Below are 22,303 nucleotides of genomic sequence, written 5' to 3' on the forward strand. Positions count from 1 at the left end.
ATTCTAGGGGCCGGCCCATGAAGATACCCCGCTTGCGCCTGCAACGGTCCGTTGCGACGATGCCCGGCAGGGGTGACCAGGGAACGAGGGGCGGGCAGGAATGGCGATGCGTGCGTGCTGGTGGCTGCTGTTCTGCCTGTTGTGCGCGCCCGTGCTCGCGCCGGCTGCGGTACCCGAGATTCCCCGCTTCCGCCTGCTGGGTGCGGGCGATGGCCTGCCGTCCACCACCATTCCGGCGCTCGCCCGCGATCGCGCGGGCCACCTGTGGGTCGCCACGTGGGATGGCCTGGCGCGCTACGACGGCGTCAGCTTCAAGGTCTGGCGGCATGATCCCGCCGATCCGGCATCGCTGCCCGGCAACGTGGTGCAGGCGCTGCACATCGACGCCGCGGACCGCATCTGGGTGGCGACCGAGAACGGCGGACTCAGCATGATGGATGTCGACCGTCGCGGGTTCCGCCATTACCGCCAGGCGCAGTACCCGCAGATGGGCAGCGATGACGTGTTCGCCATCACCAGCCGCGGCGCCGAACTCTGGTTCGGCACGTTCGGCGGCGGCCTGCACCGGCTCGCCGCCGACGGTCGCATCACCCGCTTCGCGGCGGCGGCCGAGGGAAGCGATGGCCTGCCGTCCGACAACGTGCTGTCGCTGGCCTTCGACGCGCGGGGCACGCTGTGGGTCGGCACCATGGGCGGCCTGGCGCGTCTTGAAGATGGCCGGCTGCGCCGGTTGGCGCTGCCGGGCGGCGAGGGCCTGATCATCTACTCGGTGACCGCCGACGGCGGGGCGATGTGGGTCGGCGCGGCCGACGGCGTGCATCGCTGGACGCCGGACGGGCGCTGGGTGTCGCCGCCGTGGTCGCCCATGTTCGCGCGCCCCAATGCACTGATCGCGATGACCAGCGACGGCCAGGGCGAGTACTGGCTGGCCAGCCAGGGCGGCCTGTGGCGCACGGAAGGTGATCGTGCGCCGGCGCCGGTGAACTACGACGCGCAGAACGTGGGCATCGGCCGCGTGCTGCAGACCGTGCTGGCGCTGCCGGACGGTGGACTGTGGGTGCCGGTACCCACGCGCGGGCTGGCTTACCTGCGTTCGGACTGGCGACGTATCGCGGCCTTCTCGTCGGCGCAGGGACTGGGCGGCGGACTCTACCGCGGCCTGTCGCAGGCGGGCGCCGACGGCCTCTGGATCGCCAGCAGCACGGGCAAGGTCGAACGCCTGGACACGCGCAGCGGCCATGTCGTGCCGTTGCCGCACCATGCCGCGGCGCTGGGGGAACTGCGGCTCACCTCGTTGCGGCAGGATCGCCGGGGGCAGCTGTGGATCGGCCATCGCAGCGGCCTGATCCGGATCGATCCCCGCACCGGCGCCTCGCGGCAGTGGGGGCAGGAGGGCGAGGACGCCGTTCCCGACAATACCTCGATCGACTGGCTGGTCGAGGCACCGGACGACACGCTGTGGCTGGTCTCGCAGATGGGCAGCGTGCAGCAGCGCGACATCGCCAGCGGTCGCGTGCTTCGCACGGTCGCCAAGCAGGAGGACGGCGGCGGATTGCCGGACATCGAAGGCATTGCTGTGGCGCCCGACGGCCACGTCTGGCTCGGCGGCGCTGCCGGCATGATGGTCTGGGATGCGGCGGCAGGCCGGTTCGTCGCGCAGGGCGCGATGGGTCGCGAGCGGGTGTACGCGTTCGCGTTCGAGCATGCCGACCGGCTGTGGCTGCATCGCCTCTCGGGCGTGGAGGCGTGGCGCCGCGAGGGCGGCCGCTGGGTACGCGAACGGCTGATCGGGGCCGAACAGGGATTGCCGGCGGTCGAGTCGACGGGACTGGCCGTGGATCCGCAGCGACGGGTCTGGCTGGGCACCCGGCGTGGCCTGTTCCGCATCGATCCCAACCTGCAGGGATCGCGCGCGCTGCTGCGCAACTTCGGCGTGCGCGAAGGGCTGCTGAGCCAGGAGCTCAACGACCGCGGCCTGCTGATGACCGCCGACGGCCTGTTGGCCACCACCGCAGCAGACGGTTCGGTCGCGTTGCTGGACACGCAGCTGCCGGATCCGAAACCGGTGACTCCCAACCTGGTGCTGGACAGCCTGCAGGTGAGCCGCGGCGACGACGTGGTCCACCTGCGGATAGACCAGCCACTGGAACTGCAGCCCGAAGACCACGAACTGCTCGTCGGCACGAGACTGCTGAGCTACGAGAATCCGCTGGGCAACCGCTACCGTTCGCTGCTGGAGGGCTTCGACAGCGGCTGGATGGACCAGGGCGCCAGCGGCGAGCGCGTGTTCTCCGCGCTGACGCCCGGCCGCTACCGGCTGCGCGTCCAGGCCTACGACGCCGCCGGCAATGCGTCGCGCGAACTGGTGCTGTCCCTGCACGTACTGCCGCCGTGGTGGCGCAGTGCGTGGGGCATGGCGCTGTTTGCCGTGGTCGGCGTGCTGCTGCTGCTTTTCGCCGCGGCGGCGTATCGCCGGCGGGTGCGTCGCCGCAGCGCGTGGCAACTGGCCGAACACAAGCGTGAACTGGCCGAACAGGCCTCGCTGGCAAAGACCCGCTTCCTCGCCACGCTGGGCCACGAGATCCGCACGCCGATGACGGGCGTGCTGGGCATGACCGAGCTGCTGCAGGCCACGCCGCTGGACGAACGCCAGCGCGGCTATGCCGATGCAATCCAGCGGGCGGGCACGCACCTGCTGCGGCTGGTCAACGATGCGCTGGACCTGGCGAAGATCGAAGCGGGCAAGCTGGAGCTGCAGCAGGTGGAGTTCGACCTGCATGCGCTCCTCGCCGACGTGGTCGCGCTGATGGGGCCGGTGGCGGGCAAGCGCGGGCTCGCGTTCCATGACGGCGTCGCCGCGGGCGTGCCGAGGCTGGTGCGTGGCGATCCGCTGCGGCTGCGGCAGATCCTGCTCAACCTGCTGGGCAATGCGATCAAGTTCACCGAGGCCGGCCATGTGTCCCTGCACGCGGTGCCGCTGTCGCCGCACGGGGTGCGGCTGACGGTGGGCGATACCGGCCCCGGCATCAACGCCGAACAGCAGGCGCGGCTGTTCCGTCGGTTCGAACAGGCGGAAGGCGCGCAGACCACGGCGCGTTACGGCGGCAGCGGGCTGGGCCTGGCGATCTGCCAGGAACTGGCGGTCGCCATGGGGGGGCGCATCGACGTGGACAGCGCTCCGGGCAAGGGCACGCGCTTCTCGGTCGACCTGCCCGCGCTGCAGCCGCTCGCGACCGACCCGGCCGGGGACGCGACGCCGGCCGAAGCGGTATCGGCCCCAGTCGATGTCGGCACGCTGGACATCCTGCTGGTCGAAGACGATGTGACCGTGTCCGAGGTGGTGGCGGGGCTGCTGCGCGCGCGCGGCCACCGCGTGACGCATGCGCCGCATGGATTGGCCGCGCTGACGGAGGTGGTGACCACGGTATTCGACGTGGCCTTCCTCGATCTGGACCTGCCGGGCCTGGACGGCATGGCGCTGGCCCGCCAGTTGCGGCTGCACGGCATGACCACGCCCTTGATCGCCCTGACCGCACGCACCGATGCGGAAGCCGAGCCGCTGGCGCGACAGGCCGGGTTCGACGACTTCGTGCGCAAGCCCGTCACCGGCGACATGCTGGCTGCCGTGATCGCGGCGCAGGTCGCGCGCGCGGCATCCGGAGTACAGGAGGACATGCCGTGAGGGCGTTCAGCCGCTGCCTGGGTGTGCTCGCGTTCGGCTTGCTGGCCGCGACGGCGCGTGCGGAAACGCCCGAACCGCCATTGCTGGGCGACTACATCACCGCGACCCGCGCGTTGTATCCGCTGCGCGTGCAGGGCTGGGAGGCGATCGGCGAGAAGCGTTACGAGCAGCAGGAACTGGGCGTGTCGGTGCGCTACCAGGACTCGCGCCAGCCGGACCGCTGGATGGATCTGTACCTGTATCCCGCCGGCGTCGTGTTCGATCCGGTTTTCGAGCGTGCGTTCCAGCAGGGGGTCGACGAGATCGTGCAGATCGCGCGGGGTCGCAACGCGGGCGAGGTGCGGCTCGGCGAAAGCCGTACCTTCGAAACCGCGCCGGTGGGGGGACAGGACATGCTCGGCGCCATGGCGGTGAAAGCGCGCTCGTTCGCGATGGAAGTCCCGATGCGCGAGAAGCGCTATCGCTCGGCGCTCGCGATGACCGTCCGCGACCTCTACTTCATCAAGGTGCGCTACAGCGTCGAAGCCGACAGTACGTCGGACGACGAGGTCCAGCGCCAGGCCGAGGCGTTCCTCGCCGGCTTCGCGGCGGACGTCCGCGTGCTCAATACGGGGCGCTGCCGACAGGTGCTGCAGGTACGCGGCATGCCGAGTGGCGACGCCCGGCCCGATACCGTCCTGGCCAGCACCCATGAGGGGCGCGAGGACGAGATGTGGATCGCCGACGATGCGGTCTACCTGCGTCCGGCCGTCATCGCGCGGAAGGACCAGGCGGAGACGCTGCGGCAGGAAGCACAAGCGGTCCGCGACCTGTTGCGCGGCCGCTGCGTGGCGCCCGACGCGATGGAGATCACCGTGCCCGATGGCATGCGCGAGATCCGCTTCGAATACCGCCTGCCGGCCGATCGTACCGACGGCACCACGCCGCGCCTGCGGAGTCCGCGGTCGGGTCTGGGGTGAGGGCGTTCAGCGCAGGCGGCGAACGTCCATGACGCCCGCGACAGGGTCGTAATAGAACCACTCGCCCGCATGGCTCGCCAGCCAGTCGATGCGCGCCCGGCTGGCGGGCGGCACGTGGCAGAGCACGCCGAGTCCGGCCTCGTCGCCGGGTGCCGTCGCCGAGGTCGGCGGTTCGGCCAGCAGGTCGGCCAGCGAAGCCGGCTTCTCCCCCCAGCTCAGGCAGTCCGCGTCGGTGGCCGTGTCCGCGGGCCACCCCATGCGGTCCCAGAACGTCGCGCGCCCACGCGCCTGCAGGCGGTGCGCCGCCTGTGCCTCGCCATCGGCCGTGCGCACGATCCGCCACTGGTCGCCGACCGCGACCACCGTCCACACGACCTCATCCGCCGTGGCGGTGGCGTCATGACCGTAGTCACCGGCAAAGCGATCCGCATCCCCCGCGATCACGATGGCGGGGCACGCCGACAGCGCCAGCAGCAAGAGGCGGCGCACCGGATCAGTCCGCCCAGGCTTCGACGTACAGCGTGCGCGTGGCGTCGTCGCTGTCGGCATGGATCCAGATGCCGCCGGCATCGCCGGCAGGCAGGAAGTACCCGTCGTCGGCCTGCAGCATGGTGCAGGTGGCCGGAGCCACTTCCTCCGCGAGCACACGCGCACGACAGGCGTCCTCCACGAAGGCCTTCAGCACCGGGGCGGCCTCGGTGTAGGTCGACGCGACCACATACTGGTGGTCGCCCCAACGCTGCGAATCCATCAGCCGGACCTCCACCACCGGCTGGCCGGCGAGTTGCACGCGTCCGGGATGCAGCAGCGCGCGCGCGGCCACGGCGGTCAGCACGTCCTGCGCGTCGTCGGCCAGCGTGTCTTCGCAGTCCAGGTCGATCCGTGCCACCCGCTGCCGCCATCCCGGCGCAAGTTCGTCGAGGCGGCGGGCGCGGATGCGGTCGCAGCCGGGCATGGCGTCCGCCACGCTGCGCGCGGCGTGCTGGTCCGGCGGCACCACCATCACCAGGGCAGGGAAGTCGCCACCGGCGACGTGCAGGACGCGCGCCGCGCCGCTTTCGTCCGTATGGGCGTGCGCGCTGGCCGCCAGCAACAGGCTGGTGGTGAGGGCGAGCAGGGGGCGGCACTCCATTGCGTCACTCCGCGGGTGGGGCAGGACGGCGTCAGCGAGCGCTGTAGGCGTGGACTTCGTCCACCAGCACAGCGACGTGGTCGGGGTTCATGCCCGGCGACATGCCGTGACCGAGGTTGAAGACGTGACCGTCGCGCGAACCGCCGTTGCCGTCGCGGTAGCTGTCCAGCGCGCGGCGGACCTCGTGGCGGATCGCCTCGGGCGAGCCATACAGCGTGGCCGGGTCCAGGTTGCCCTGCAGCGCGACCTTACCGCCGGTGCGGCGAGCGGCATCGCCGAGTTCGACCAGCCAGTCCACGCCCACGCCTTCGGCGCCGGTGGCGGCCAGGTCTTCCAGGTAGGCCGCGGTGCCCTTGCCGAACAGGATCAGCGGGGTGCGCTCCGCGCCTTCGCCACGGTCGAGTTCATGCGCGATGCGCTGAAGGTAGGGCAGGGAGAACTCGCGGTACATCGCCGGGCTCAGCACGCCGCCCCAGGTGTCGAACACCTGCAGCGCCTGCGCGCCGGCAGCGCGTTGCGCGGCCAGGTACGCGATCACGGCATCGGTGTTGACCGACAGCAGGCGGTGCAGCGCGGCCGGTTCGTTCAGCGCCATCGCCTTGATGCGGGCGAAGTCCTTGCTGCCGCCGCCTTCCACCATGTAGCAGGCCAGCGTCCACGGACTGCCGGAGAAGCCGATCAGCGGCACCTTGCCGTCCAGCTCGCGGCGGATGACGCGCACGGCATCCATCACGTAGCGCAGTTCGGTTTCCATGTCCGGCACGCCGAGCTTGGCGGCGTCGGCGGCACTGCGCACGGTGCGTTCGAACTTCGGGCCCTCGCCCTCGACGAAGTACAGGCCCAGGCCCATCGCGTCCGGCACGGTCAGGATGTCCGAGAACAGGATCGCCGCATCCAGGTCGTAGCGGCGCAGCGGCTGCAGCGTCACCTCGCAGGCGATCTCCGGGTTCTTCGCCATCGCCAGGAAGCTGCCGGCGTCCTTGCGCGTGGCGCGGTACTCCGGCAGGTAGCGGCCGGCCTGGCGCATCAGCCAGACGGGCGTGCAATCCACGGGTTCGCGGCGCAGCGCGCGCAGGAAGCGATCGTTCTTCAGAGCGGTCATCGTGGTTCCGGGAAAAGGTTACTTGGGCGCGTCGGCGCCGCGGGCGAACATCAGCTGGAAGCCGCGCTTGAGGTGGCTGTCGCGCGCCTTCTCGAAGGCCGCATTCGCCTCGTCCTGCAGCAGGTACTGCTCGCGCTTGAGCGTGGCGCGACCGCCGATCTGCCCCGTTTCGCGCAACAGCTCCCATCCCCCGAACAAATCGGGCTGGAGGGTCAGCTGGACGTAGCGGGGCGCTTCGCCCGCGTCGGGGCGTTGCTGGAGGAAGACGCGCATGGCGGCATTTTAGCCGTACAGCACGGCCAGCACGCGGCTTTCGTCCACGTCCGGCACCACCTCGGCCTGGCCGAGCCCGCGCCACAGCACCAGCCGCAGGCGGCCGGCGAGGTTCTTCTTGTCCAGGCGCATGCGGGCCAACAGGGCCCCGGGCGTCAGGCCGGCGGGCATGCGGACCGGCAAGCCGTAGGCCGCCAACACGCTTTCCAGGCGGTCCGTGTCCGCAGCCGGCGCCAGGCCCAGCTCCGCGGACAGCCGCGCCGCAAGCACCATGCCCACCGCCACCGCCTCGCCATGGTTGAGGTTGTCGTTGCCCAGGCCGCCGTAGCCCTGTTCGGTCTCGATGGCATGGCCGAAGGTGTGGCCGAAATTCAGCAGGGCGCGTTCGCCCTTCTCCAGCGGGTCACGCGCCACGATCTCCGCCTTGTGTTCGCAGCTGGCGGCGATGGCCAGGGCGAGCGCGTCGCCGTCCATCGCCAGCAGCGCGGCGCGTTCCTGTTCCAGCCACTGGAAAAAGCGTGCGTCGCGGATCGCGCCGTACTTGATCACTTCGGCCAGCCCTGCGCGCAGTTCGCGCGGGGGCAGGGTGGCCAGCGCCGCGGTATCGGCGAACACCGCGCGCGGCGGGTGGAACGCGCCCACCAGGTTCTTGCCCTGCGGGATGTCGACCGCGGTCTTGCCGCCCACCGACGAATCCACCATCGACAGCAGCGTCGTGGGCACCTGCACGCAATCCACGCCGCGCATCCAGCACGCCGCCGCGAACCCGGCCAGATCGCCGACCACGCCGCCGCCCAGCGCCACCACACACGCGTCGCGCGTCGCGCCCAGCGTCGCCAGCGCCTCGATGGCATGGCCGAAGTGGGCCAGCGTCTTCGACTCTTCGCCCGCCGGCAGGATGAAGGTGCCGATGGCCAGGTCCGGACGCGCGGCATGCAGCGCCTCGCGCACGGCGCCCGCGTACAGCGGCGCCACCACCGAATCGCTGACCAGCAGCACGTGCCGGCCGCGCACATGGCGCGCGAGCGCGGCGCCGTCGCCCAGCAGGCCCGGCCCGATGGTGATGGTGTAGGGAATCTCGCCGCCGACATCGACGGTGCGTGCGTGGTTCATGCGTTCTCTTCGATGGGCTGCCAGCGGTGCGCCAGCAGCTGGGTCAGGCGGGCGGTGGCGTCCGGCGGGGTCAGCCCGTCGGTGTCCAGGGCCAGGTCGGCGATCTCGCGGTACAGCGGTTCGCGCAGGGTGGCCATCTCCTGCAGCACCCGCTCGCGGTCCGGGCGCTGCAGCAGCGGACGGTTCGCGCAGCGGCCGAGGCGCTTCAGCTGGGCGTCCACGCTGACCTGCAGGTAGACCACATAGCCGCGCTGTTTCATCAGCGCCCGGTTGTCGGCGTCAAGCACGGCACCGCCGCCGGTGGAGATCAGCTGGCCGTGGCCCGCCAGCAGTTCATGCAACGTGGCTTTCTCGCGCTCGCGGAAGCCGACCTCACCGACATGCTCGAACAGCGTCGCGATGCTGGCGCCGGTGCGTTCGACGATGGCCTGGTCGGCATCCACGAACACCAGCCCGAAGCGCTCGGCGACGCGCTTGCCGATGGACGTCTTGCCGGCCCCCGTGGGGCCGACCAGGATCAGGTTGGGGGCCGGATTCATGATGCCCCAGATGCTAGCACCGCCCGCACACGTGGCGTGGACTTAACACGGCCGGGACTAGGGTGGCCCTCCGGCACCGTGCCGGCCATCGAGGAGCAAGCCATGTCCGTCGCCAAGATCATCGAAGTCAACGCATCATCGAAGACCAGCATGGAAGACGCGGTCAAGGTAGGGCTGAAGAAGACCTCCGAGACCGTGAAGAACATCAAGGGCGCCTGGGTGAACGAGATCAAGGTCGTCACCGACGACGGCGGCAACGTCACCGAGTGGCGCGTGAACCTGCGGATCAGCTTCGTGGTGCAGTGACGGGGTCGGCTGGAAAAAAGCATTGCCGTGGGAGCGACGTAAGTCGCGATGACGCATCGTGGTGCCCCCATCGCGACTTACGTCGCTCCCACAGGGCCCTGCACGGGAATCGGGTGGCGGCTTTCGTCCAGCGCGATCGTGCGTTCGGCGATCGCCGGCAGCGTCGCCAGCAGGTGCCGGCTGGTGCGTTCGTAGTGCTGGATGAAGCGGTCCAGTTGCGCGCGGTCCATGCCGGTCCGCTGCGGGTCGCGCGCAACGAGGGCCTGCTCCTGTTCCCAGCGCCAGGTGCGCACGATCTTGAAGCCGGGGGGCTGCAGGAACCACAGCGCATCGATGCGTGACCACAGCGCCGGGTAATCGTTGCGCAAGGCGTCGTTGCAATGGCGGCGCCAGCGGCCGTCCGCGTCCTCGTCGCGCTCCAGCGCATTGATCGGCGTGGCCAGCGCCGCGTCGTCCTCGGGCATCGCCTTGAGGCACCAGCCTTCGAACAGCACCAGGTCGACGCGGCCGTCGATCCGTGTCCAGGCGTCGTCGGGCGCGCGGTCGTCGGCCAGCTTGTCGAAACGCGGCAGCATCACCCCTTCGCCATGGCGCAACGCATCCAGCACGCGACACCCCAGCGCCACATCGTGGGTGCCGGGCGGGCCACGCGTGGCGAGCAGGGGATGCCCCTCGGCGGCGAGCCGCTGTCGCTGCGCGCGGGTCAGGTACAGGTCGTCCAGCGACAGCACCGCCACGCGCAGGCCTTCGCCGCGCGCCCGGGCCGCGACCTGCTCCGCCAGCGTCGACTTGCCGCTGCCCTGCAGACCGGTGATGGCGAACACCGGCGGGCTCGCCCGCGATGCGCATGCCGTCCGCAGTGCGTCGTCGACGAGCAGCGCTGGGAAACCCTCGGGATGCACGGGTGTCGTCATCGCGCGACAATAGCGCATGCCCGGGATGCGGGCGCTGCCTGTTGCGATGCCATGACCGATCTGTACGCCGAGGCCCTGTCCACGTTCACTACGCTGTTCGGCGAAGCGAAAACCGCAGGCACTGAAGTCGAGCCCAATGCGATGACGGTGGCCACCGCCACGCCGGACGGCCGCCCGTCCGCGCGCACGGTGTTGCTGAAGGCGTTCGACGAACGCGGCTTCGTCTTCTACACACACACGCACAGCCAGAAGGGCCGCGAACTGCACGACAATCCGCGCGCCGCGCTGTTGTTCCTGTGGCGCAGCCTGCGTGAGGCCGGCATCCAGGTGCGCGTGGAGGGCGGGGTGACGCCGGTCGACGACGCAGAGGCCGACGCATACTTCGCCTCGCGTCCACGCCAGAGCCAGCTCGGTGCCTGGGCATCGATCCAGTCCGAGACGCTGGACTCGCGCGAGGCCTTCGACAGCCGCATGGCCGACGTCGAAGCGCGCTTCGCCGGCAGCGACGTGCCGCGTCCCGAAGGCTGGAGCGGCTATCGCGTGGCGCCCGACGCCATCGAGTTCTGGTACGGCGCGCAGTTCCGGCTGCACGAGCGCTGGCGCTACGAATGCGATGTCGCGGGTGCGTGGAGCAAGCGGATGCTGTTTCCGTGATGGCTATTGAGCGTCGTTGTGGGAGCGACGTGAGTCGCGAGCTTGTCCCGGCATGCCAGCAGCTCGCGACTCACGTCGCTCCCACAGCACAGATACTGCGATGACCGGCCCGCAGCGCATCGTCTGCCTGACCGAAGAGCCGACCGAGACGCTGTACGCGCTGGGCGAGCAGGACCGCATCGTCGGCATCAGCGGGTTCACCGTGCGTCCGCCGCAAGCCCGCAAGGAAAAGCCGAAGGTCAGCGCGTTCACCAGCGCGAAGATCGACGACATCCTGTCGTTGCAGCCGGATCTCGCCATCGGTTTTTCCGACATCCAGGCCGACATCGCCGCCGAACTTGTGCGGCGGGGCGTAGAGGTGTGGATCAGCAACCATCGCAGCGTGGACGGCATCATCGACTACGTGCGGCGGCTGGGCGCGCTGGTCGGTGCCGCGACGCGCGCCAACACGTACGCCGACACGCTCGCGCGTGGACTGGACGATGTCCGCGCGCAGGCGGCGCGGCTGCCGCGCCGGCCGACGGTCTACTTCGAGGAGTGGGACGAACCGCAGATCACCGGCATCCGCTGGGTGTCCGAGCTGATCGGCATCGCCGGGGGCGACGACGTGTTCCCGGAGATGGCGCGCGAGTCGCTGGCCAAGCACCGCATCCTCGCCGACGGCAGCGAGGTGGTGCGGCGCGCACCCGACCTCATCCTGGGCTCATGGTGCGGCAAGAAGTTCCGGCCCGAGCGCGTGGCGGCACGTCCGGGCTGGGACGCGATCCCCGCCGTGCGCGACGGTGAGCTGCACGAGATCAAGTCGCCGCTGATCCTGCAGCCGGGGCCGGCGGCGCTGACCGATGGCGTGCGTGCCATCGCAGCCATCGTGCAGGCGTGGGCGGCTCGCCACTGCTGAGGCAGTTCTCCCTGTATGGGAGGTCTGGCGTGGGAGCGACGTAAGTCGCGATGGGCGACCGCGATGCTTCATCGCGACTTACGTCGCTCCCACAGCAGGCTTTCTTCGCAGGAAGATTCTGCTTCGCCTCAGAAATTCCGCTGGAACTTCACCGTTTCCGTGCGGCTACCCGCCTGCACCACGATCTCGAAGCGATAGGAGTTGCGTGGCGAGATACGCGCGGTGCCGATCAGGTCGGTGTACTCGCCGGCGTCCACCTTGCGCAGCGTGACGACCTGGCGCGCACCCGAGAGGTCGTGCGCGGTGACGCTCACCTCGCCGTCGGCATCGAGTTCCTCGGCGCCTTTAACCTCGCGCAGGGCGACCAGCACCAGTGCGGTACCGGCATCGCGCTGGACGCCGTACTGCTTCGCGACGGGCGCGCTCAGCGCCAGCGTGGGCAGCGCGTTGTAGCGCACGCGCAGGCTGCCGAAGTCGGTTTCGGCTGGCGCCGGTGGAACGAATTCGGCGGCGCGCGGCGTCTCGCCGCCGGAGCAGGCGACCAAGGACAGGGCGAGAATCAGCGAGGCGATCAGACGTTTCATCGGCGTGGGTGCCTGTGTGCTGCAGGTACGTTACGAGGTTCCGAGCGGGCCGGATGCGAAGTCAATCGTTCGCCGCGGACAGTTCCCCGCCCCGTGCGGTCGCCGCGCGCACGGCCCGCGCGACCAGAGCTTCGAAGCCGCCGGCCTGGAAGGTCTCGATCGCCGCCTGGGTGGTGCCGTTGGGCGAGGTCACGCGGCGGCGCAATTCGGCCGGCGTCTCGCCGCTTTCGGTCAGCATGCGCGCCGCCCCCAGGACGGTCTGCAGCACCAGCGTGCGTGCGGCGTCGGCCGACAGGCCTTCGGCCACGGCAGCCGATTCCATCGCCTCTGCCAGCAGGAAGACATAGGCCGGGCCGCTGCCGGACACGCCGGTGACGGCATCCATCTTCGCTTCGGCATCGATCCAGACCGTCGGGCCCGCGGCGGAGAGCAGCAGTTCCGCGCGCTCGCGACCCGTCGCGTCGACTTCGCCGCTCGCATGCAGGCCGGTGACGCCGGCGCCGAGCAGGGCGGGCGTGTTGGGCATGCTGCGCACCACCGGCACGCCACCGCCCAGCCAGCGCTGCATCTGCGCGACGGTGATGCCGGCGGCGATGGAGACGGCCAGCGGTCGCTGCGCCTGCGCCATCGGCGCGAGCGATTCGCACACCGCTCGCATGACCTGCGGCTTCACCGCGAACAGCCAGGTGTCCGCGCCATAGGCCGCTTCCCCGGCCTCGGTGAACACCTGCACGCCGAAGTCGGCCGCCAGCGCCGCGCGCAGCGGTTCGTTGGGCTCGGCCACGCGGATGCGCGAGGGGTCCGCACCACGCTTGAGCAGGCCGCCGATCAGGCTGCGCGCCATGTTGCCGCCGCCGATGAAGGCCAGGGGATGCGTCAGCACGCGCGACGTGGAAGGAGTCATGGCGTCAGGCCTCGGGAAAGTCGAAAGGAGTCAGGCGGGTCGCGGCGGGCGCGCGCCGAACAGGGCGGTGCCGATGCGGACCATCGTGGCCCCGTGCGCGACGGCGAGCGCGTAGTCCTCGCTCATGCCCATCGACAGGGTATCCACGCCGGGGTGTTTCGCCGCCAGTTGATCCTGCAATGCCTGCATGCGGCGGAAGGCGTCGATGCGCCGGGCGGTGTCGGGGTGGGGCGCGGGAATCGCCATCAGCCCGCGCAGGCGCAGCCGCGGCTCGGCGGCGATGGCATCGGCGAGGGCGGCGACCTCGTCGGGTTGGCAGCCATGCTTGCTGGCTTCATCGTCGATGTTCACCTGCACCAGCGCGTTGAGCGGCGCACGATCGGAAGGGCGATAGCGTGACAGAGCGCCAACCAATTTGTGACGGTCTACCGTCTGCACCCAATCGAACAGCTGCGCCGCGAGTTCGGCCTTGTTCGATTGCAGGTGGCCGATGAGGTGCCATTCCAGGCCCATGCCTGCCAGTTCCCCGATCTTCGCCTGGGCTTCCTGCACGTAGTTCTCGCCGAACGCGCGCTGGCCCGCGCGGGCCAGTTCGGCGACGGCCGACGCCGGCTGCAGCTTGGACACGGCCAGCAACGCAGGGGTTGGCCGATGCGCGGCTTTCGCTGCGTTTTCAAGGTGTTGCAGGGTCTCGCTGAGGGTGTCGGCGAGCATGTTCATCCAACCATTGGCGGGAACGGCGAGGGCGCTATACTGCCCTCCGGGGAATCAAGGTTCCAGTTCGCAGCAACTTGGGGAAGCAGCGTCATGGATATCGCCGAACTGTTGGCGTTCTCGGTAAAGAACAAAGCATCCGACCTCCACCTGTCGGCCGGCCTGCCGCCGATGATCCGCGTGGATGGCGACGTACGCCGCATCAACATCCCGGCGCTGGACCACAAGCAGGTGCACGCGCTGGTCTACGACATCATGTCGGACAAGCAGCGGCGCGACTTCGAAGAATTTCTCGAGGTCGACTTCTCGTTCGAGATTCCGTCGCTGGCGCGCTTCCGCGTCAATGCCTTCAACCAGAACCGTGGCGCCGGCGCCGTCTTCCGCACGATTCCGTCGGAAGTCCTGACCCTGGAAGACCTGGGCTGCCCGCCGCTGTTCCGCGAACTGATCCAGCAGCCGCAGGGCCTGATCCTGGTCACCGGCCCGACCGGTTCGGGCAAGTCGACCACGCTGGCGGCGATGATCGACCACATCAACAAGAACGAGTACGGGCACATCCTCAGCGTCGAGGACCCGATCGAGTTCGTGCACACCTCGCAGAAGTGCCTGATCAACCAGCGCGAAGTGCATCGCGACACGCACGGCTTCAACGAGGCGTTGCGTTCGGCGCTGCGTGAAGACCCCGACTACATCCTGGTCGGCGAGTTGCGCGACCTGGAAACCATCCGCCTGGCGCTGACCGCCGCGGAAACCGGCCACCTGGTGTTCGCCACCCTGCACACCAGCTCGGCGGCCAAGACCATCGACCGCATCATCGACGTGTTCCCCGCCGGCGAGAAGCCAATGGTGCGCTCGATGCTGTCCGAGTCGCTGCGCGCGGTCATTTCGCAGGCGCTGCTGAAGAAGATCGGCGGCGGCCGCACGGCGGCCTGGGAAATCATGGTCGGCACTCCGGCCATCCGCAACCTGATCCGCGAGGACAAGGTGGCGCAGATGTACTCGGCCATCCAGACCGGCCAGAACTACGGAATGATGACGCTCGATCAGCACCTGCAGGATCTGGTGAAGCGCAGCCTGATCACGCGCCAGCAGGCCAAGGAATACGCCAAGGAAAAGCGGTTGTTCGAGTAACGGCCGCGCGGCGCCGCCACCGGCGGCCGCCGTCCCGCGGCTTCTTCCGTCTTACGGAGCATCGCCATGAGCACCATCGATTTCACCTCGTTCCTCAAGCTGATGGCGCACCAGAAGGCGTCGGACCTGTTCATCACGTCCGGCATGCCGCCGTCCATCAAGGTGCACGGCAAGATCTCGCCGATCACGCAGACGCCGCTGACCTCGCAGCAGTCGCGCGACCTGGTGCTGAACGTGATGACGCCGGCGCAGCGCGAGGAGTTCGAGAAGACCCACGAGTGCAACTTCGCCATCGGCGTGGCGGGGGTGGGACGCTTCCGCGTGAGCTGCTTCTACCAGCGCAACCAGGTCGGCATGGTGTTGCGCCGCATCGAGACGCGCATCCCGACCATCGAAGAGCTGAACCTGCCGCCCGTCATCAAGACGCTCTCGATGACCAAGCGCGGCATCATCCTGTTCGTCGGTGCCACCGGTACCGGCAAGTCGACCTCGCTGGCGGCGATGATCGGCTACCGCAACCAGAATTCGACCGGCCACATCATCACGATCGAGGACCCGATCGAGTTCGTGCACAAGCATGAAGGCTGCATCATCACCCAGCGCGAGGTCGGCATCGATACGGACAGCTGGGAAGCCGCGCTGAAGAACACGCTGCGCCAGGCGCCGGACGTGATCATGATCGGCGAGGTGCGTACCCGCGAGGGCATGGACCACGCCATCGCCTTCGCCGAAACCGGCCACCTGGTGCTGTGCACGCTGCATGCCAACAACGCCAACCAGGCGATGGACCGCATCATCAACTTCTTCCCGGAAGACCGCCGGCAGCAGCTGCTGATGGATCTTTCGCTGAACCTGAAGGGCGTGGTGGCGCAGCAGCTGATCCCCACGCCGGACGGCAAGGCGCGCCGCGTGGCGATGGAAATCCTGCTCGGCACCCCGCTGGTGCAGGACTACATCCGCGAGGGCGAGGTCCACAAGCTGAAGGAAGTGATGAAGGAATCCACCAACCTCGGCATGAAGACCTTCGACCAGGCCCTGTTCGAGCTGTACCAGGCCGGCGAGATCAGCTACGAGGATGCGCTGCGCTTCGCCGACTCGCAGAACGAGGTGCGCCTGCGCATCAAGCTGGCCCAGGGCGGCGACGCCCGCACACTGGCGCAGGGCCTGGATGGCGTGGAGATCGCGGAGGTTCGCTGACCTCCGCCCGACGCGACGCACGGAGAGGGGCGGGCGACCGCCCCTTTTTTTGTAGGCGTTTAACCCATCCCTTACATGGGGCTGACTTCGTTCTGAACGTGTTCGCGCTGCGATGCGTGGCGCGGCGGTCGTGCAGGTAGGGTGGCGAGCCATTCGCACACTCGCTCGCCGCCAGGATGGAACGCATGCGCAGGGACAGGATCGTCGCCGTCGTCGTGGTCGTGCTGGTGCATGCATGTGTCGGCGTTGTGCTGCTGGTCTCCCGCCCGTCGGGGCAGGGACGGATGGCGGAGGACAGCGATCGCCTGCGCCTGCGCTTCATCGCGCGCCCGACCGTCGTTCCACGCACCGTGGCTTCGCGCCCGAACCTGCCGTCGCTGCCTGCACGCCCGCGACCCGCGCCGCGCATGTCGGCGACGCCTCCGGAGACGGCACCGCACGACGCGCCGCCGCTGCCATCGCAGGACACGGGGCCGCTGGTGCTCTCGCTGCCGGCCGCGCCGCTGCGCGCAGGCGAGCGTGATCTCTTCGTCCGCCAGGACAAGCGCGCGTTCGAGGCACCGTCACGGCTCAACGTGATCCTCCACGACAGCTCGTTCGTTGGCCGTTACCAGCAGTTCCTCAAGAACGTGACCTGTGAAGAACTTCGCCGCGCCATGCGCAACAGCCCCTCCAGCGCGAACACGATCCAGGCTTCGATGAGCCGCCGCGGCTGTGCACTCTGATCGGCTGCCGAGGCCGGAAATACCGGAAGCGATGAAAATTTCATCGATGGCGATGCTTTTTTCTTCGATGCCGCACCAGAGAGGGGCGCCATCGGAGAAATGTTCCCGGTCATCGCACCATGGAGCGTCGATGCCGAAGATATTTTCATTGTCATGGCACAAGAAAGAACAGCGGCGTCGTTGCGATTTTCTTCGTCATGGCACAAAAGAACTTCGCCATCGATGAAAATTTCATCGTCATGGCACCTCCATGCTTCGACGTCGAAAGAAATTTTCCTTGTCATGGCACTTAAGAACGACGGCGACGCACCAGATAGGTTCGCCATCGACGATATTTTCCTCGTCATGGCACAGGAAAGCCCTGCGACGGTGACGGCAAGCCTCATCGCCGAGCCGACCGGACGCGCGGGGAGGCCCCACGACCTCCGGCACCTGAAAGTGTTGACTTCCGGCACCTCACGGCAAGGCGGGCGGGTCCGAGGATGTGCATGAGCCGACGCGGTGTCGGCCCCTCCCGGACCCTCGCCCCATGATGCAGATCCTCACCCACACCCCCCTCTGGGTCTTCGGCCTGTTCTTCGGCCTGGTCTACCTGGGTTACCTGCAGAGCAGGACGCGCCAGGTCTCGCGCGGCCGCCTGATCGTGCTGCCGGTCGCCATGCTGGCGTGGTCGCTGTACTCGGTCTGGTCGACGTTCGACGCCCACCTTACCGCGCTGACCGCCTGGGCCTGCGCGTGGGTCACCGTGGTGGCCATCGCGCTGCTGCGCGCTCCGTCGCGCCACGTGGCCTACGACGCATCGACGAAGCAGTTCACCGTGACCGGCAGCTGGGTGCCGCTGGCGCTGATGATGGGCATCTTCTTCTTCAAGTACGCCGTGGCGGTGGTCCACGCCATGACGCCGGGCATCCTCGAGACGACGACGGCCGTCGCCGTGGTGGCCGGCACCTACGGCCTCTTCAGCGGCCTGTTTATGGCACGCGCGCTGCGGGTGCTGGGGGTGATGAAGCAGGCTCGTCTGGTCGAGCGCAGCGCCTGACGAGATGCACAGGATGGGTTGAGCCGAAGGCGATACCCGTCTTCAAGGCGCTTATGATCCAGCGATGATGGGTATCGCTTTCGGCTCAACCCATCTTACAAACGGCTTTAGCTCTTCATCGTTCCCGTCTCCAACCACCGCTGGTGCCACGAAAGTGCTTCGGGCAGCAGGTGCGGGGTGTGCTTGCCGTAGCTGTTGTGCAGGGCGCGGTCGAAGTAGTCCTGCAGTGCATCGCGATAGTCGGGATGGGCGCAGTTCGCGATCAGCGTGCGGGCGCGCTGCTTGGGGGTGAGGCCGCGCAGGTCGGCCAGGCCCTGTTCGGTGACGATCACCGAGACGTCGTGTTCGGTGTGGTCCACGTGGCTGACCATCGGCACCAGCGCGGAGATGCTACCGCCTTTCGCAGTGCTGGGGCTGAGGAACACCGACATGAAACCGTTGCGGGCGAAGTCGCCCGAGCCGCCGATGCCGTTCTGGATGCGGCTGCCCATCACGTGGGTGGAATTGACGTTGCCGTAGAGGTCGGCCTCGATCATGCCGTTCATGCCGATGCAGCCGAGCCGGCGGACCAGTTCCGGATGGTTCGACATCTCCTGCGTGCGCAGGATGATGCGCTCGCGGTAGAAGGCGATGTCGCGCTTGAACACCTCGTTCGCCTCCGGGCTCAGCGCGAAGCCGGTGCACGAGGCGACATCGAGCACGCCATCGCGCAGCAGGTCGAGCATGCCGTCCTGGATGACCTCGGTGAACGCCGTGAGGCCGCGGAAGCCGCTCTTCGCCAGCCCCGCGAGCACGGCGTTGGGAATGTTGCCCACGCCCGACTGCAGCGGCAGCAGGTTCGCCGGCAACCGGTCCTGCGCGACTTCGTGCTTGAGGAACGCGATCAGGTGCGCGGCGATGCGCTCGCTGGTGGCGTCGATCGGACTGAACGGGCTGTTGCGGTCGGGGCCGTGCGTGCGTACGACGGCGACGATCTTGTCCGGGTCGCAATGCAGCGCGGTATCGCCGATGCGGTCCTGCACGTGTTCCAGCGGGATCGGCCTGCGGTGCGGCGGCAGCGCGGTGCCGTAGTAGATGTCGTGCATGCCCTCCAGGCCGGCCGGCTGCCAGTCGTTGACCTCGACGATCACCTTCTTCGCCAGGTCCAGCCAGGTCTTGTTGTTGCCGACCGAGGTCGAGGGCACCAGCGTGCCGTCTTCGCGGATCGCCGAGACTTCCACCACGGCCGTATCGATGGGGCCGTAGAAGCCGAACCACACATGCTGGGCGACGTGGCTGAGGTGGATGTCGATGTAGTCCAGGGTGCCGTCGTTGATCCGTTTGCGCGCGTCCGGGTCGCTCTGGAACGGCATGCGCAGCGCGATGGCATCGGCCTTCGCGAGTGCGCCGTCGAGTTCCGGCGCGGTGGAGGCGCCGGTCATCAGCTTGATCTGGAACGGCACGCCGGCGGCGTGCGCGCGTTCGATGCGCGCCGCCAGCGCCAGCGGCACGGCCTTGGGATAGCCCGAGCCCGTGAAACCGCTCATCGCAACGGTTTCACCGGGCTGGATGAGGCTGGCGGCGTGCTCGGCGCTGATCACGCGCCCGCGCAGCCCGGCGTGGCGGATGCGTTCTTCGTCTATCGGTGGAAGCATTGAGTCACGACGACATCGTTGGGACGTTGCGCCGCAGGATAAAGCCATCGGGTCACGCGGCGGTTGCGCCGGATCAATGCCCCGCCGCGGCCATCCACGGTGGGCGGCGCTTTGCCGCACGCCGGAACGCCGGGCAATCCTCCCGGTGCGCGCCGGGCAGGTAGCCCAGGCTCATCAGGAACTCGTTGGTGATCTCGCCGCCGGTGAAGCGGAACGTCTTCTTGAACAGCTTGATCCACTCGGCCTTCGACAGCGGATGGTGCGCATCGAGCCATGCGGCGAAACCGCCGTGCGTGGCGCGCAAGTCCAGGATCACCTGGGCGTTGTGGATGGCGGCCTCCACCTTCAGCCGGTTGCGGATGATGCCGGGATCGGCCAGCAGCCGGGCGCGGTCCTTCTCGCCGTAGCGGGCGACCTTCTCGACCTCGAAGCCGCTGTACGCCGCGCGAAACCCCTCGCGCTTCTTCAGCATGGTCTCCCAGCTCAGGCCGGCCTGGTTGATCTCCAGCAGCAGGCGCTCGAACAGCACCGATTCCTCGCGCTGCGGGAAGCCGTATTCGTGGTCGTGGTAGGGGCCGTGCAGGGGATGGCCGGGCGCGATGTCGCAGTAGCCAGACATGGGGGCGGGTCCTGAAGTGAAGTCGGGATTCTAGGACGTCTCGCGGACAAGGGCCGCCCTCGCCGGCGCGTCGTGCGCGAGGCCGGGCTAGAATGGCGTCATGCAAGACGCCGCCACGCCCCTGGCCAACCAGTTGCTGATCGCCCTGCCGGCGCTCGCGGACCCGAATTTCGCCCGCAGCGTGACGCTGATCTGCCAGCACGACGACGACGGCGCCATGGGCGTGGTCGTGAATCGCGCTTCCGAATACACCCTCGGTGACGTATTGCGGCAGATGAACCTGGCATCCCACGATCCGCGGCTGGACGACCAGATCGTGCTGGCGGGCGGGCCAGTGCACCCGGAGCGGGGTTTCGTGCTGCACGACAGCGCGCACGCTTGGGAATCGACGCTGGAGGTCGCGACCGGCCTCTACCTGACCACGTCGCGCGACATCCTCGAGGCGATGGCGATCGGCGAAGGTCCGGCGAACGCCGTGATGGCCCTGGGGTGCGCAGGCTGGGGCGCCGGCCAACTGGAATACGAGCTGGGCGAGAACAGCTGGCTGACGGTGCCCGCCGATGCCGAGCTGCTGTTCGGCGTGCCGCTGGAGCAGCGCTGGCAAACGGCGGGACATCGGATCGGCGTGGACATGACGCGCATGACGGACTACAGCGGGCACGCATGACATGGCGCCTGCGCCCGCAGAGTCGTGTCCACGACGCACCGCGCAGGATGGTTCACGCGTGATCGAACGGAGGCAGCAGGCATGAAGCTGGATGGCACCGTACTTGGATTCGACGTGGGCGCGCGCCGCATCGGCGTGGCCGTGGGCAGCGCGTTCGGCACCGGCGCCCGCGCGCTGGCGGTGATCGACGTGCATGGCCATGGTCCCGACTGGCCGGCGATCGACAAGCTGCACGCAGAATGGAAGCCCGATGGCCTGGTGGTCGGCGATCCGATGACCCTGGACGGGGGCGACCAGCCCATCCGCAAGCGTGCCCATGCCTTCGCGCGCGAACTGCGCGCACGTTACCAGCTGCCGGTGGTGCTGGTGGACGAACGCACCAGCTCCGTCGAGGCCGCCGAACGCTTTGCCCTGGATCGTGCCGAAGGCCGCAAGCGCCGCCGCGATGCCGCCGCGCTCGACGCCGTCGCCGCTGCGGTCATCATCGAGCGCTGGCTGGCCGCGCCCCATGACGCGACCCAACTGACCTGACTCTTCGCCCACTCCACACCATGACCCCACAACTCGATTCCGATGGACGCCTGCGCCACCTGCTGACCCTCGACGGCTTGCCGCGCGACACCCTGTGCCGCCTGATGGACCGCGCGGGCCAGATCCGCGACGCGGCGCTGGGCCGCACGCCGCGGCGGCAGGCGCTGGACGGCACCACCCTCTGCACGCTGTTCTTCGAGCCGTCCACTCGCACCCGCAGTTCGTTCCATATCGCCGCGCAGCGGCTGGGCGCGGACGTGCTGAACGTGGACGCCTCGACCTCGTCGACCCGGAAGGGCGAGACGGCGCGCGACACGCTGCGCAACCTGGAAGCCATGGGCGTGCGCGGGTTCGTCGTGCGCCATGCCGAGGATGGTGCGGTCGAGGCCTTGGCGGCTGAAGCCGGCGAGGGCACCGCGCTCATCAATGCGGGCGATGGCCGCAGCGCGCATCCCACCCAGGGATTGCTGGACATGCTGACGATCCGCCAGGCGAAGGGTGCGGATTTTTCCCGCCTGAACGTGCTCATGGTGGGCGACGTGAAGCATTCGCGCGTGGCGCGCTCGGACCTGCATGCGCTGCGTACGCTGGGCGCGGGCCGGATCCGCGTGTGCGGCCCGGCGTCCCTGCTGCCGGACGACGGCACGCTGTCGGGGTGCGACGTGGGGCAGGATTTCGGCGAGATGCTCGAGGGCGTCGACGTGGTGATGATGCTGCGCCTGCAGCGCGAACGCATGGAAGAGGGGCTGGTGTCGTCGCTGGAGGACTACCACCGCGATTACGGCCTGACCGCGACGCGGCTGGCGCTGGCCGCCAGGGATGCGGTGGTGCTGCATCCCGGCCCGATCAACCGTGGCGTCGAGATCACCGACGAGGTCGCCGATGGGCCGCAGTCGCTGGTCCTGCGGCAGGTGAGCAACGGCGTCGCCATCCGCATGGCGGTGCTGGAGACGCTGCTGGGTTGAGTTCCAGCGGTCTGCCGTTGC

The 22,303-nt window shown here is 68.9% G+C and carries 25 protein-coding genes; 13 read left to right on the forward strand and 12 right to left on the reverse strand.

Annotated elements, in window-relative coordinates:
* The first annotated feature begins 106 nt into the window (after window positions 1-106).
* Together Q0907_RS14330 and Q0907_RS14335 are read left to right on the forward strand one after the other, a co-directional pair.
* Window positions 107-3,682, forward strand: a complete 3,576-nt coding sequence (locus Q0907_RS14330; RefSeq protein ID WP_299346034.1) for a hybrid sensor histidine kinase/response regulator — start codon at window positions 107-109, stop codon at window positions 3,680-3,682.
* Window positions 3,679-4,641 carry a hypothetical protein gene (locus tag Q0907_RS14335; protein WP_299346035.1) on the forward strand — a complete coding sequence of 321 codons (963 nt, stop codon included), beginning with the start codon at window positions 3,679-3,681 and terminating at the stop codon, window positions 4,639-4,641. Before Q0907_RS14330 ends, Q0907_RS14335 begins: the two co-directional genes overlap by 4 nt.
* Window positions 4,642-4,647: 6 nt before the next feature.
* On the opposite strand, the gene Q0907_RS14340 is transcribed toward Q0907_RS14335, so the two are convergent.
* Genes Q0907_RS14340 through Q0907_RS14365 form a run of 6 tightly spaced genes read right to left on the reverse strand, consistent with a single transcriptional unit; the run spans window position 4,648 to window position 8,800 of the window.
* The gene (locus Q0907_RS14340) at window positions 4,648-5,130 is read right to left on the reverse strand and encodes a hypothetical protein (protein ID WP_299346037.1); all 483 of its coding nucleotides are present in this window, start codon (window positions 5,128-5,130) and stop codon (window positions 4,648-4,650) included.
* Between the two features lie 4 nt (window positions 5,131-5,134).
* The gene (locus Q0907_RS14345) at window positions 5,135-5,773 is read right to left on the reverse strand and encodes a hypothetical protein (RefSeq protein ID WP_299346040.1); all 639 of its coding nucleotides are present in this window, start codon (window positions 5,771-5,773) and stop codon (window positions 5,135-5,137) included.
* Between the two features lie 31 nt (window positions 5,774-5,804).
* The gene (gene hemE, locus Q0907_RS14350; RefSeq protein ID WP_299346043.1) at window positions 5,805-6,875 is read right to left on the reverse strand and encodes a uroporphyrinogen decarboxylase; all 1,071 of its coding nucleotides are present in this window, start codon (window positions 6,873-6,875) and stop codon (window positions 5,805-5,807) included.
* Between the two features lie 18 nt (window positions 6,876-6,893).
* Window positions 6,894-7,148 (reverse strand): WGR domain-containing protein, encoded by a 255-nt coding sequence (locus tag Q0907_RS14355; protein WP_093300856.1) that lies wholly within the window; start codon window positions 7,146-7,148, stop codon window positions 6,894-6,896.
* 9 nt (window positions 7,149-7,157) lie between these two features.
* A complete protein-coding gene (gene aroB / locus Q0907_RS14360) occupies window positions 7,158-8,261 on the reverse strand; it encodes a 3-dehydroquinate synthase (protein WP_299346046.1) in 1,104 nt (367 codons plus the stop codon).
* Window positions 8,258-8,800, reverse strand: coding sequence for a shikimate kinase (locus Q0907_RS14365; RefSeq protein ID WP_299346049.1), 543 nt, complete (start codon window positions 8,798-8,800; stop codon window positions 8,258-8,260). Before Q0907_RS14365 ends, aroB begins: the two co-directional genes overlap by 4 nt.
* 102 nt (window positions 8,801-8,902) lie before the next feature.
* On the opposite strand from Q0907_RS14365, the gene Q0907_RS14370 reads away from it, so the two are divergent.
* Window positions 8,903-9,106, forward strand: a complete 204-nt coding sequence (locus Q0907_RS14370) for a dodecin family protein (RefSeq protein ID WP_299346052.1) — start codon at window positions 8,903-8,905, stop codon at window positions 9,104-9,106.
* Window positions 9,107-9,183: 77 nt separating this feature from the next.
* Here Q0907_RS14370 and Q0907_RS14375 read toward each other — a convergent pair whose 3' ends face one another.
* Window positions 9,184-10,038 (reverse strand): kinase, encoded by an 855-nt coding sequence (locus tag Q0907_RS14375; protein WP_299346056.1) that lies wholly within the window; start codon window positions 10,036-10,038, stop codon window positions 9,184-9,186.
* Between the two features lie 33 nt (window positions 10,039-10,071).
* On the opposite strand from Q0907_RS14375, the gene pdxH reads away from it, so the two are divergent.
* Window positions 10,072-10,674, forward strand: coding sequence for a pyridoxamine 5'-phosphate oxidase (gene pdxH, locus Q0907_RS14380; RefSeq protein WP_299346059.1), 603 nt, complete (start codon window positions 10,072-10,074; stop codon window positions 10,672-10,674).
* 100 nt (window positions 10,675-10,774) lie between these two features.
* On the forward strand, window positions 10,775-11,572 hold the full coding sequence (locus Q0907_RS14385; protein ID WP_299346062.1) for a cobalamin-binding protein: 798 nt from the start codon (window positions 10,775-10,777) through the stop codon (window positions 11,570-11,572).
* Window positions 11,573-11,700: 128 nt separating this feature from the next.
* Here Q0907_RS14385 and Q0907_RS14390 read toward each other — a convergent pair whose 3' ends face one another.
* From Q0907_RS14390 to Q0907_RS14400, 3 genes are all read right to left on the reverse strand, one after another.
* Window positions 11,701-12,156 carry a DUF4426 domain-containing protein gene (locus Q0907_RS14390; protein WP_299346064.1) on the reverse strand — a complete coding sequence of 152 codons (456 nt, stop codon included), beginning with the start codon at window positions 12,154-12,156 and terminating at the stop codon, window positions 11,701-11,703.
* A 61-nt stretch (window positions 12,157-12,217) separates the two neighbouring features.
* Window positions 12,218-13,060, reverse strand: a complete 843-nt coding sequence (gene proC, locus Q0907_RS14395) for a pyrroline-5-carboxylate reductase (RefSeq protein ID WP_299346066.1) — start codon at window positions 13,058-13,060, stop codon at window positions 12,218-12,220.
* Window positions 13,061-13,090: 30 nt separating this feature from the next.
* Entirely contained in the window at window positions 13,091-13,774 is a 684-nt protein-coding gene (locus Q0907_RS14400) for a YggS family pyridoxal phosphate-dependent enzyme (RefSeq protein WP_299346353.1), read from the reverse strand.
* A 93-nt stretch (window positions 13,775-13,867) separates the two neighbouring features.
* Between Q0907_RS14400 and Q0907_RS14405 the strand changes: the two genes are divergently transcribed.
* The 5 genes from Q0907_RS14405 to Q0907_RS14425 all read left to right on the forward strand — a co-directional run bounded on the left by Q0907_RS14405 (window position 13,868) and on the right by Q0907_RS14425 (window position 17,866).
* Window positions 13,868-14,905 (forward strand): type IV pilus twitching motility protein PilT, encoded by a 1,038-nt coding sequence (locus tag Q0907_RS14405; protein ID WP_062352229.1) that lies wholly within the window; start codon window positions 13,868-13,870, stop codon window positions 14,903-14,905.
* Window positions 14,906-14,971: 66 nt separating this feature from the next.
* Window positions 14,972-16,102: a PilT/PilU family type 4a pilus ATPase gene (locus tag Q0907_RS14410; RefSeq protein WP_296278423.1), complete on the forward strand. Its 1,131-nt coding sequence runs from the start codon at window positions 14,972-14,974 to the stop codon at window positions 16,100-16,102.
* A 185-nt stretch (window positions 16,103-16,287) separates the two neighbouring features.
* Window positions 16,288-16,827: a hypothetical protein gene (locus Q0907_RS14415; RefSeq protein ID WP_296278422.1), complete on the forward strand. Its 540-nt coding sequence runs from the start codon at window positions 16,288-16,290 to the stop codon at window positions 16,825-16,827.
* A gap of 99 nt (window positions 16,828-16,926) precedes the next feature.
* Window positions 16,927-17,319: a hypothetical protein gene (locus Q0907_RS14420; RefSeq protein WP_296278421.1), complete on the forward strand. Its 393-nt coding sequence runs from the start codon at window positions 16,927-16,929 to the stop codon at window positions 17,317-17,319.
* A 37-nt stretch (window positions 17,320-17,356) separates the two neighbouring features.
* Window positions 17,357-17,866, forward strand: coding sequence for a DUF6622 family protein (locus Q0907_RS14425; protein ID WP_299346069.1), 510 nt, complete (start codon window positions 17,357-17,359; stop codon window positions 17,864-17,866).
* Window positions 17,867-17,973: 107 nt separating this feature from the next.
* Here Q0907_RS14425 and Q0907_RS14430 read toward each other — a convergent pair whose 3' ends face one another.
* Entirely contained in the window at window positions 17,974-19,488 is a 1,515-nt protein-coding gene (locus tag Q0907_RS14430; RefSeq protein WP_299346356.1) for an acetyl-CoA hydrolase/transferase family protein, read from the reverse strand.
* An 85-nt stretch (window positions 19,489-19,573) separates the two neighbouring features.
* Window positions 19,574-20,119: a DNA-3-methyladenine glycosylase I gene (locus tag Q0907_RS14435; RefSeq protein WP_299346072.1), complete on the reverse strand. Its 546-nt coding sequence runs from the start codon at window positions 20,117-20,119 to the stop codon at window positions 19,574-19,576.
* A gap of 100 nt (window positions 20,120-20,219) precedes the next feature.
* Between Q0907_RS14435 and Q0907_RS14440 the strand changes: the two genes are divergently transcribed.
* The 3 genes from Q0907_RS14440 to Q0907_RS14450 all read left to right on the forward strand — a co-directional run bounded on the left by Q0907_RS14440 (window position 20,220) and on the right by Q0907_RS14450 (window position 22,282).
* On the forward strand, window positions 20,220-20,786 hold the full coding sequence (locus Q0907_RS14440; protein WP_299346075.1) for a YqgE/AlgH family protein: 567 nt from the start codon (window positions 20,220-20,222) through the stop codon (window positions 20,784-20,786).
* 81 nt (window positions 20,787-20,867) lie between these two features.
* Window positions 20,868-21,317 carry a Holliday junction resolvase RuvX gene (gene ruvX / locus Q0907_RS14445; protein ID WP_296278416.1) on the forward strand — a complete coding sequence of 150 codons (450 nt, stop codon included), beginning with the start codon at window positions 20,868-20,870 and terminating at the stop codon, window positions 21,315-21,317.
* A gap of 20 nt (window positions 21,318-21,337) precedes the next feature.
* Window positions 21,338-22,282, forward strand: coding sequence for an aspartate carbamoyltransferase catalytic subunit (locus Q0907_RS14450; RefSeq protein WP_296278415.1), 945 nt, complete (start codon window positions 21,338-21,340; stop codon window positions 22,280-22,282).
* Window positions 22,283-22,303: the final 21 nt, after the last annotated feature.

Origin of the sequence: uncultured Pseudoxanthomonas sp., assembly GCF_947498795.1 — a bacterium.
Classification (GTDB): domain Bacteria; phylum Pseudomonadota; class Gammaproteobacteria; order Xanthomonadales; family Xanthomonadaceae; genus Pseudoxanthomonas_A.

Bases quoted from the DNA above. Each gene is read 5' to 3' on its own strand.
- Q0907_RS14330 (WP_299346034.1), top strand. From the start codon at position 107: ATGCGTGCGTGCTGGTGGCTGCTGTTCTGCCTGTTGTGCGCGCCCGTG.
- Q0907_RS14345 (WP_299346040.1), bottom strand. From the start codon at position 5,773: ATGGAGTGCCGCCCCCTGCTCGCCCTCACCACCAGCCTGTTGCTGGCG.
- hemE (WP_299346043.1), bottom strand. From the start codon at position 6,875: ATGACCGCTCTGAAGAACGATCGCTTCCTGCGCGCGCTGCGCCGCGAA.
- Q0907_RS14355 (WP_093300856.1), bottom strand. From the start codon at position 7,148: ATGCGCGTCTTCCTCCAGCAACGCCCCGACGCGGGCGAAGCGCCCCGC.
- aroB (WP_299346046.1), bottom strand. From the start codon at position 8,261: ATGAACCACGCACGCACCGTCGATGTCGGCGGCGAGATTCCCTACACC.
- Q0907_RS14365 (WP_299346049.1), bottom strand. From the start codon at position 8,800: ATGAATCCGGCCCCCAACCTGATCCTGGTCGGCCCCACGGGGGCCGGC.
- Q0907_RS14370 (WP_299346052.1), top strand. From the start codon at position 8,903: ATGTCCGTCGCCAAGATCATCGAAGTCAACGCATCATCGAAGACCAGC.
- Q0907_RS14375 (WP_299346056.1), bottom strand. From the start codon at position 10,038: ATGCGCTATTGTCGCGCGATGACGACACCCGTGCATCCCGAGGGTTTC.
- pdxH (WP_299346059.1), top strand. From the start codon at position 10,072: ATGACCGATCTGTACGCCGAGGCCCTGTCCACGTTCACTACGCTGTTC.
- Q0907_RS14385 (WP_299346062.1), top strand. From the start codon at position 10,775: ATGACCGGCCCGCAGCGCATCGTCTGCCTGACCGAAGAGCCGACCGAG.
- Q0907_RS14390 (WP_299346064.1), bottom strand. From the start codon at position 12,156: ATGAAACGTCTGATCGCCTCGCTGATTCTCGCCCTGTCCTTGGTCGCC.
- proC (WP_299346066.1), bottom strand. From the start codon at position 13,060: ATGACTCCTTCCACGTCGCGCGTGCTGACGCATCCCCTGGCCTTCATC.
- Q0907_RS14400 (WP_299346353.1), bottom strand. From the start codon at position 13,774: ATGCTCGCCGACACCCTCAGCGAGACCCTGCAACACCTTGAAAACGCA.
- Q0907_RS14405 (WP_062352229.1), top strand. From the start codon at position 13,868: ATGGATATCGCCGAACTGTTGGCGTTCTCGGTAAAGAACAAAGCATCC.
- Q0907_RS14410 (WP_296278423.1), top strand. From the start codon at position 14,972: ATGAGCACCATCGATTTCACCTCGTTCCTCAAGCTGATGGCGCACCAG.
- Q0907_RS14415 (WP_296278422.1), top strand. From the start codon at position 16,288: ATGCGCAGGGACAGGATCGTCGCCGTCGTCGTGGTCGTGCTGGTGCAT.
- Q0907_RS14420 (WP_296278421.1), top strand. From the start codon at position 16,927: ATGTTCCCGGTCATCGCACCATGGAGCGTCGATGCCGAAGATATTTTC.
- Q0907_RS14425 (WP_299346069.1), top strand. From the start codon at position 17,357: ATGATGCAGATCCTCACCCACACCCCCCTCTGGGTCTTCGGCCTGTTC.
- Q0907_RS14435 (WP_299346072.1), bottom strand. From the start codon at position 20,119: ATGTCTGGCTACTGCGACATCGCGCCCGGCCATCCCCTGCACGGCCCC.
- Q0907_RS14440 (WP_299346075.1), top strand. From the start codon at position 20,220: ATGCAAGACGCCGCCACGCCCCTGGCCAACCAGTTGCTGATCGCCCTG.
- ruvX (WP_296278416.1), top strand. From the start codon at position 20,868: ATGAAGCTGGATGGCACCGTACTTGGATTCGACGTGGGCGCGCGCCGC.
- Q0907_RS14450 (WP_296278415.1), top strand. From the start codon at position 21,338: ATGACCCCACAACTCGATTCCGATGGACGCCTGCGCCACCTGCTGACC.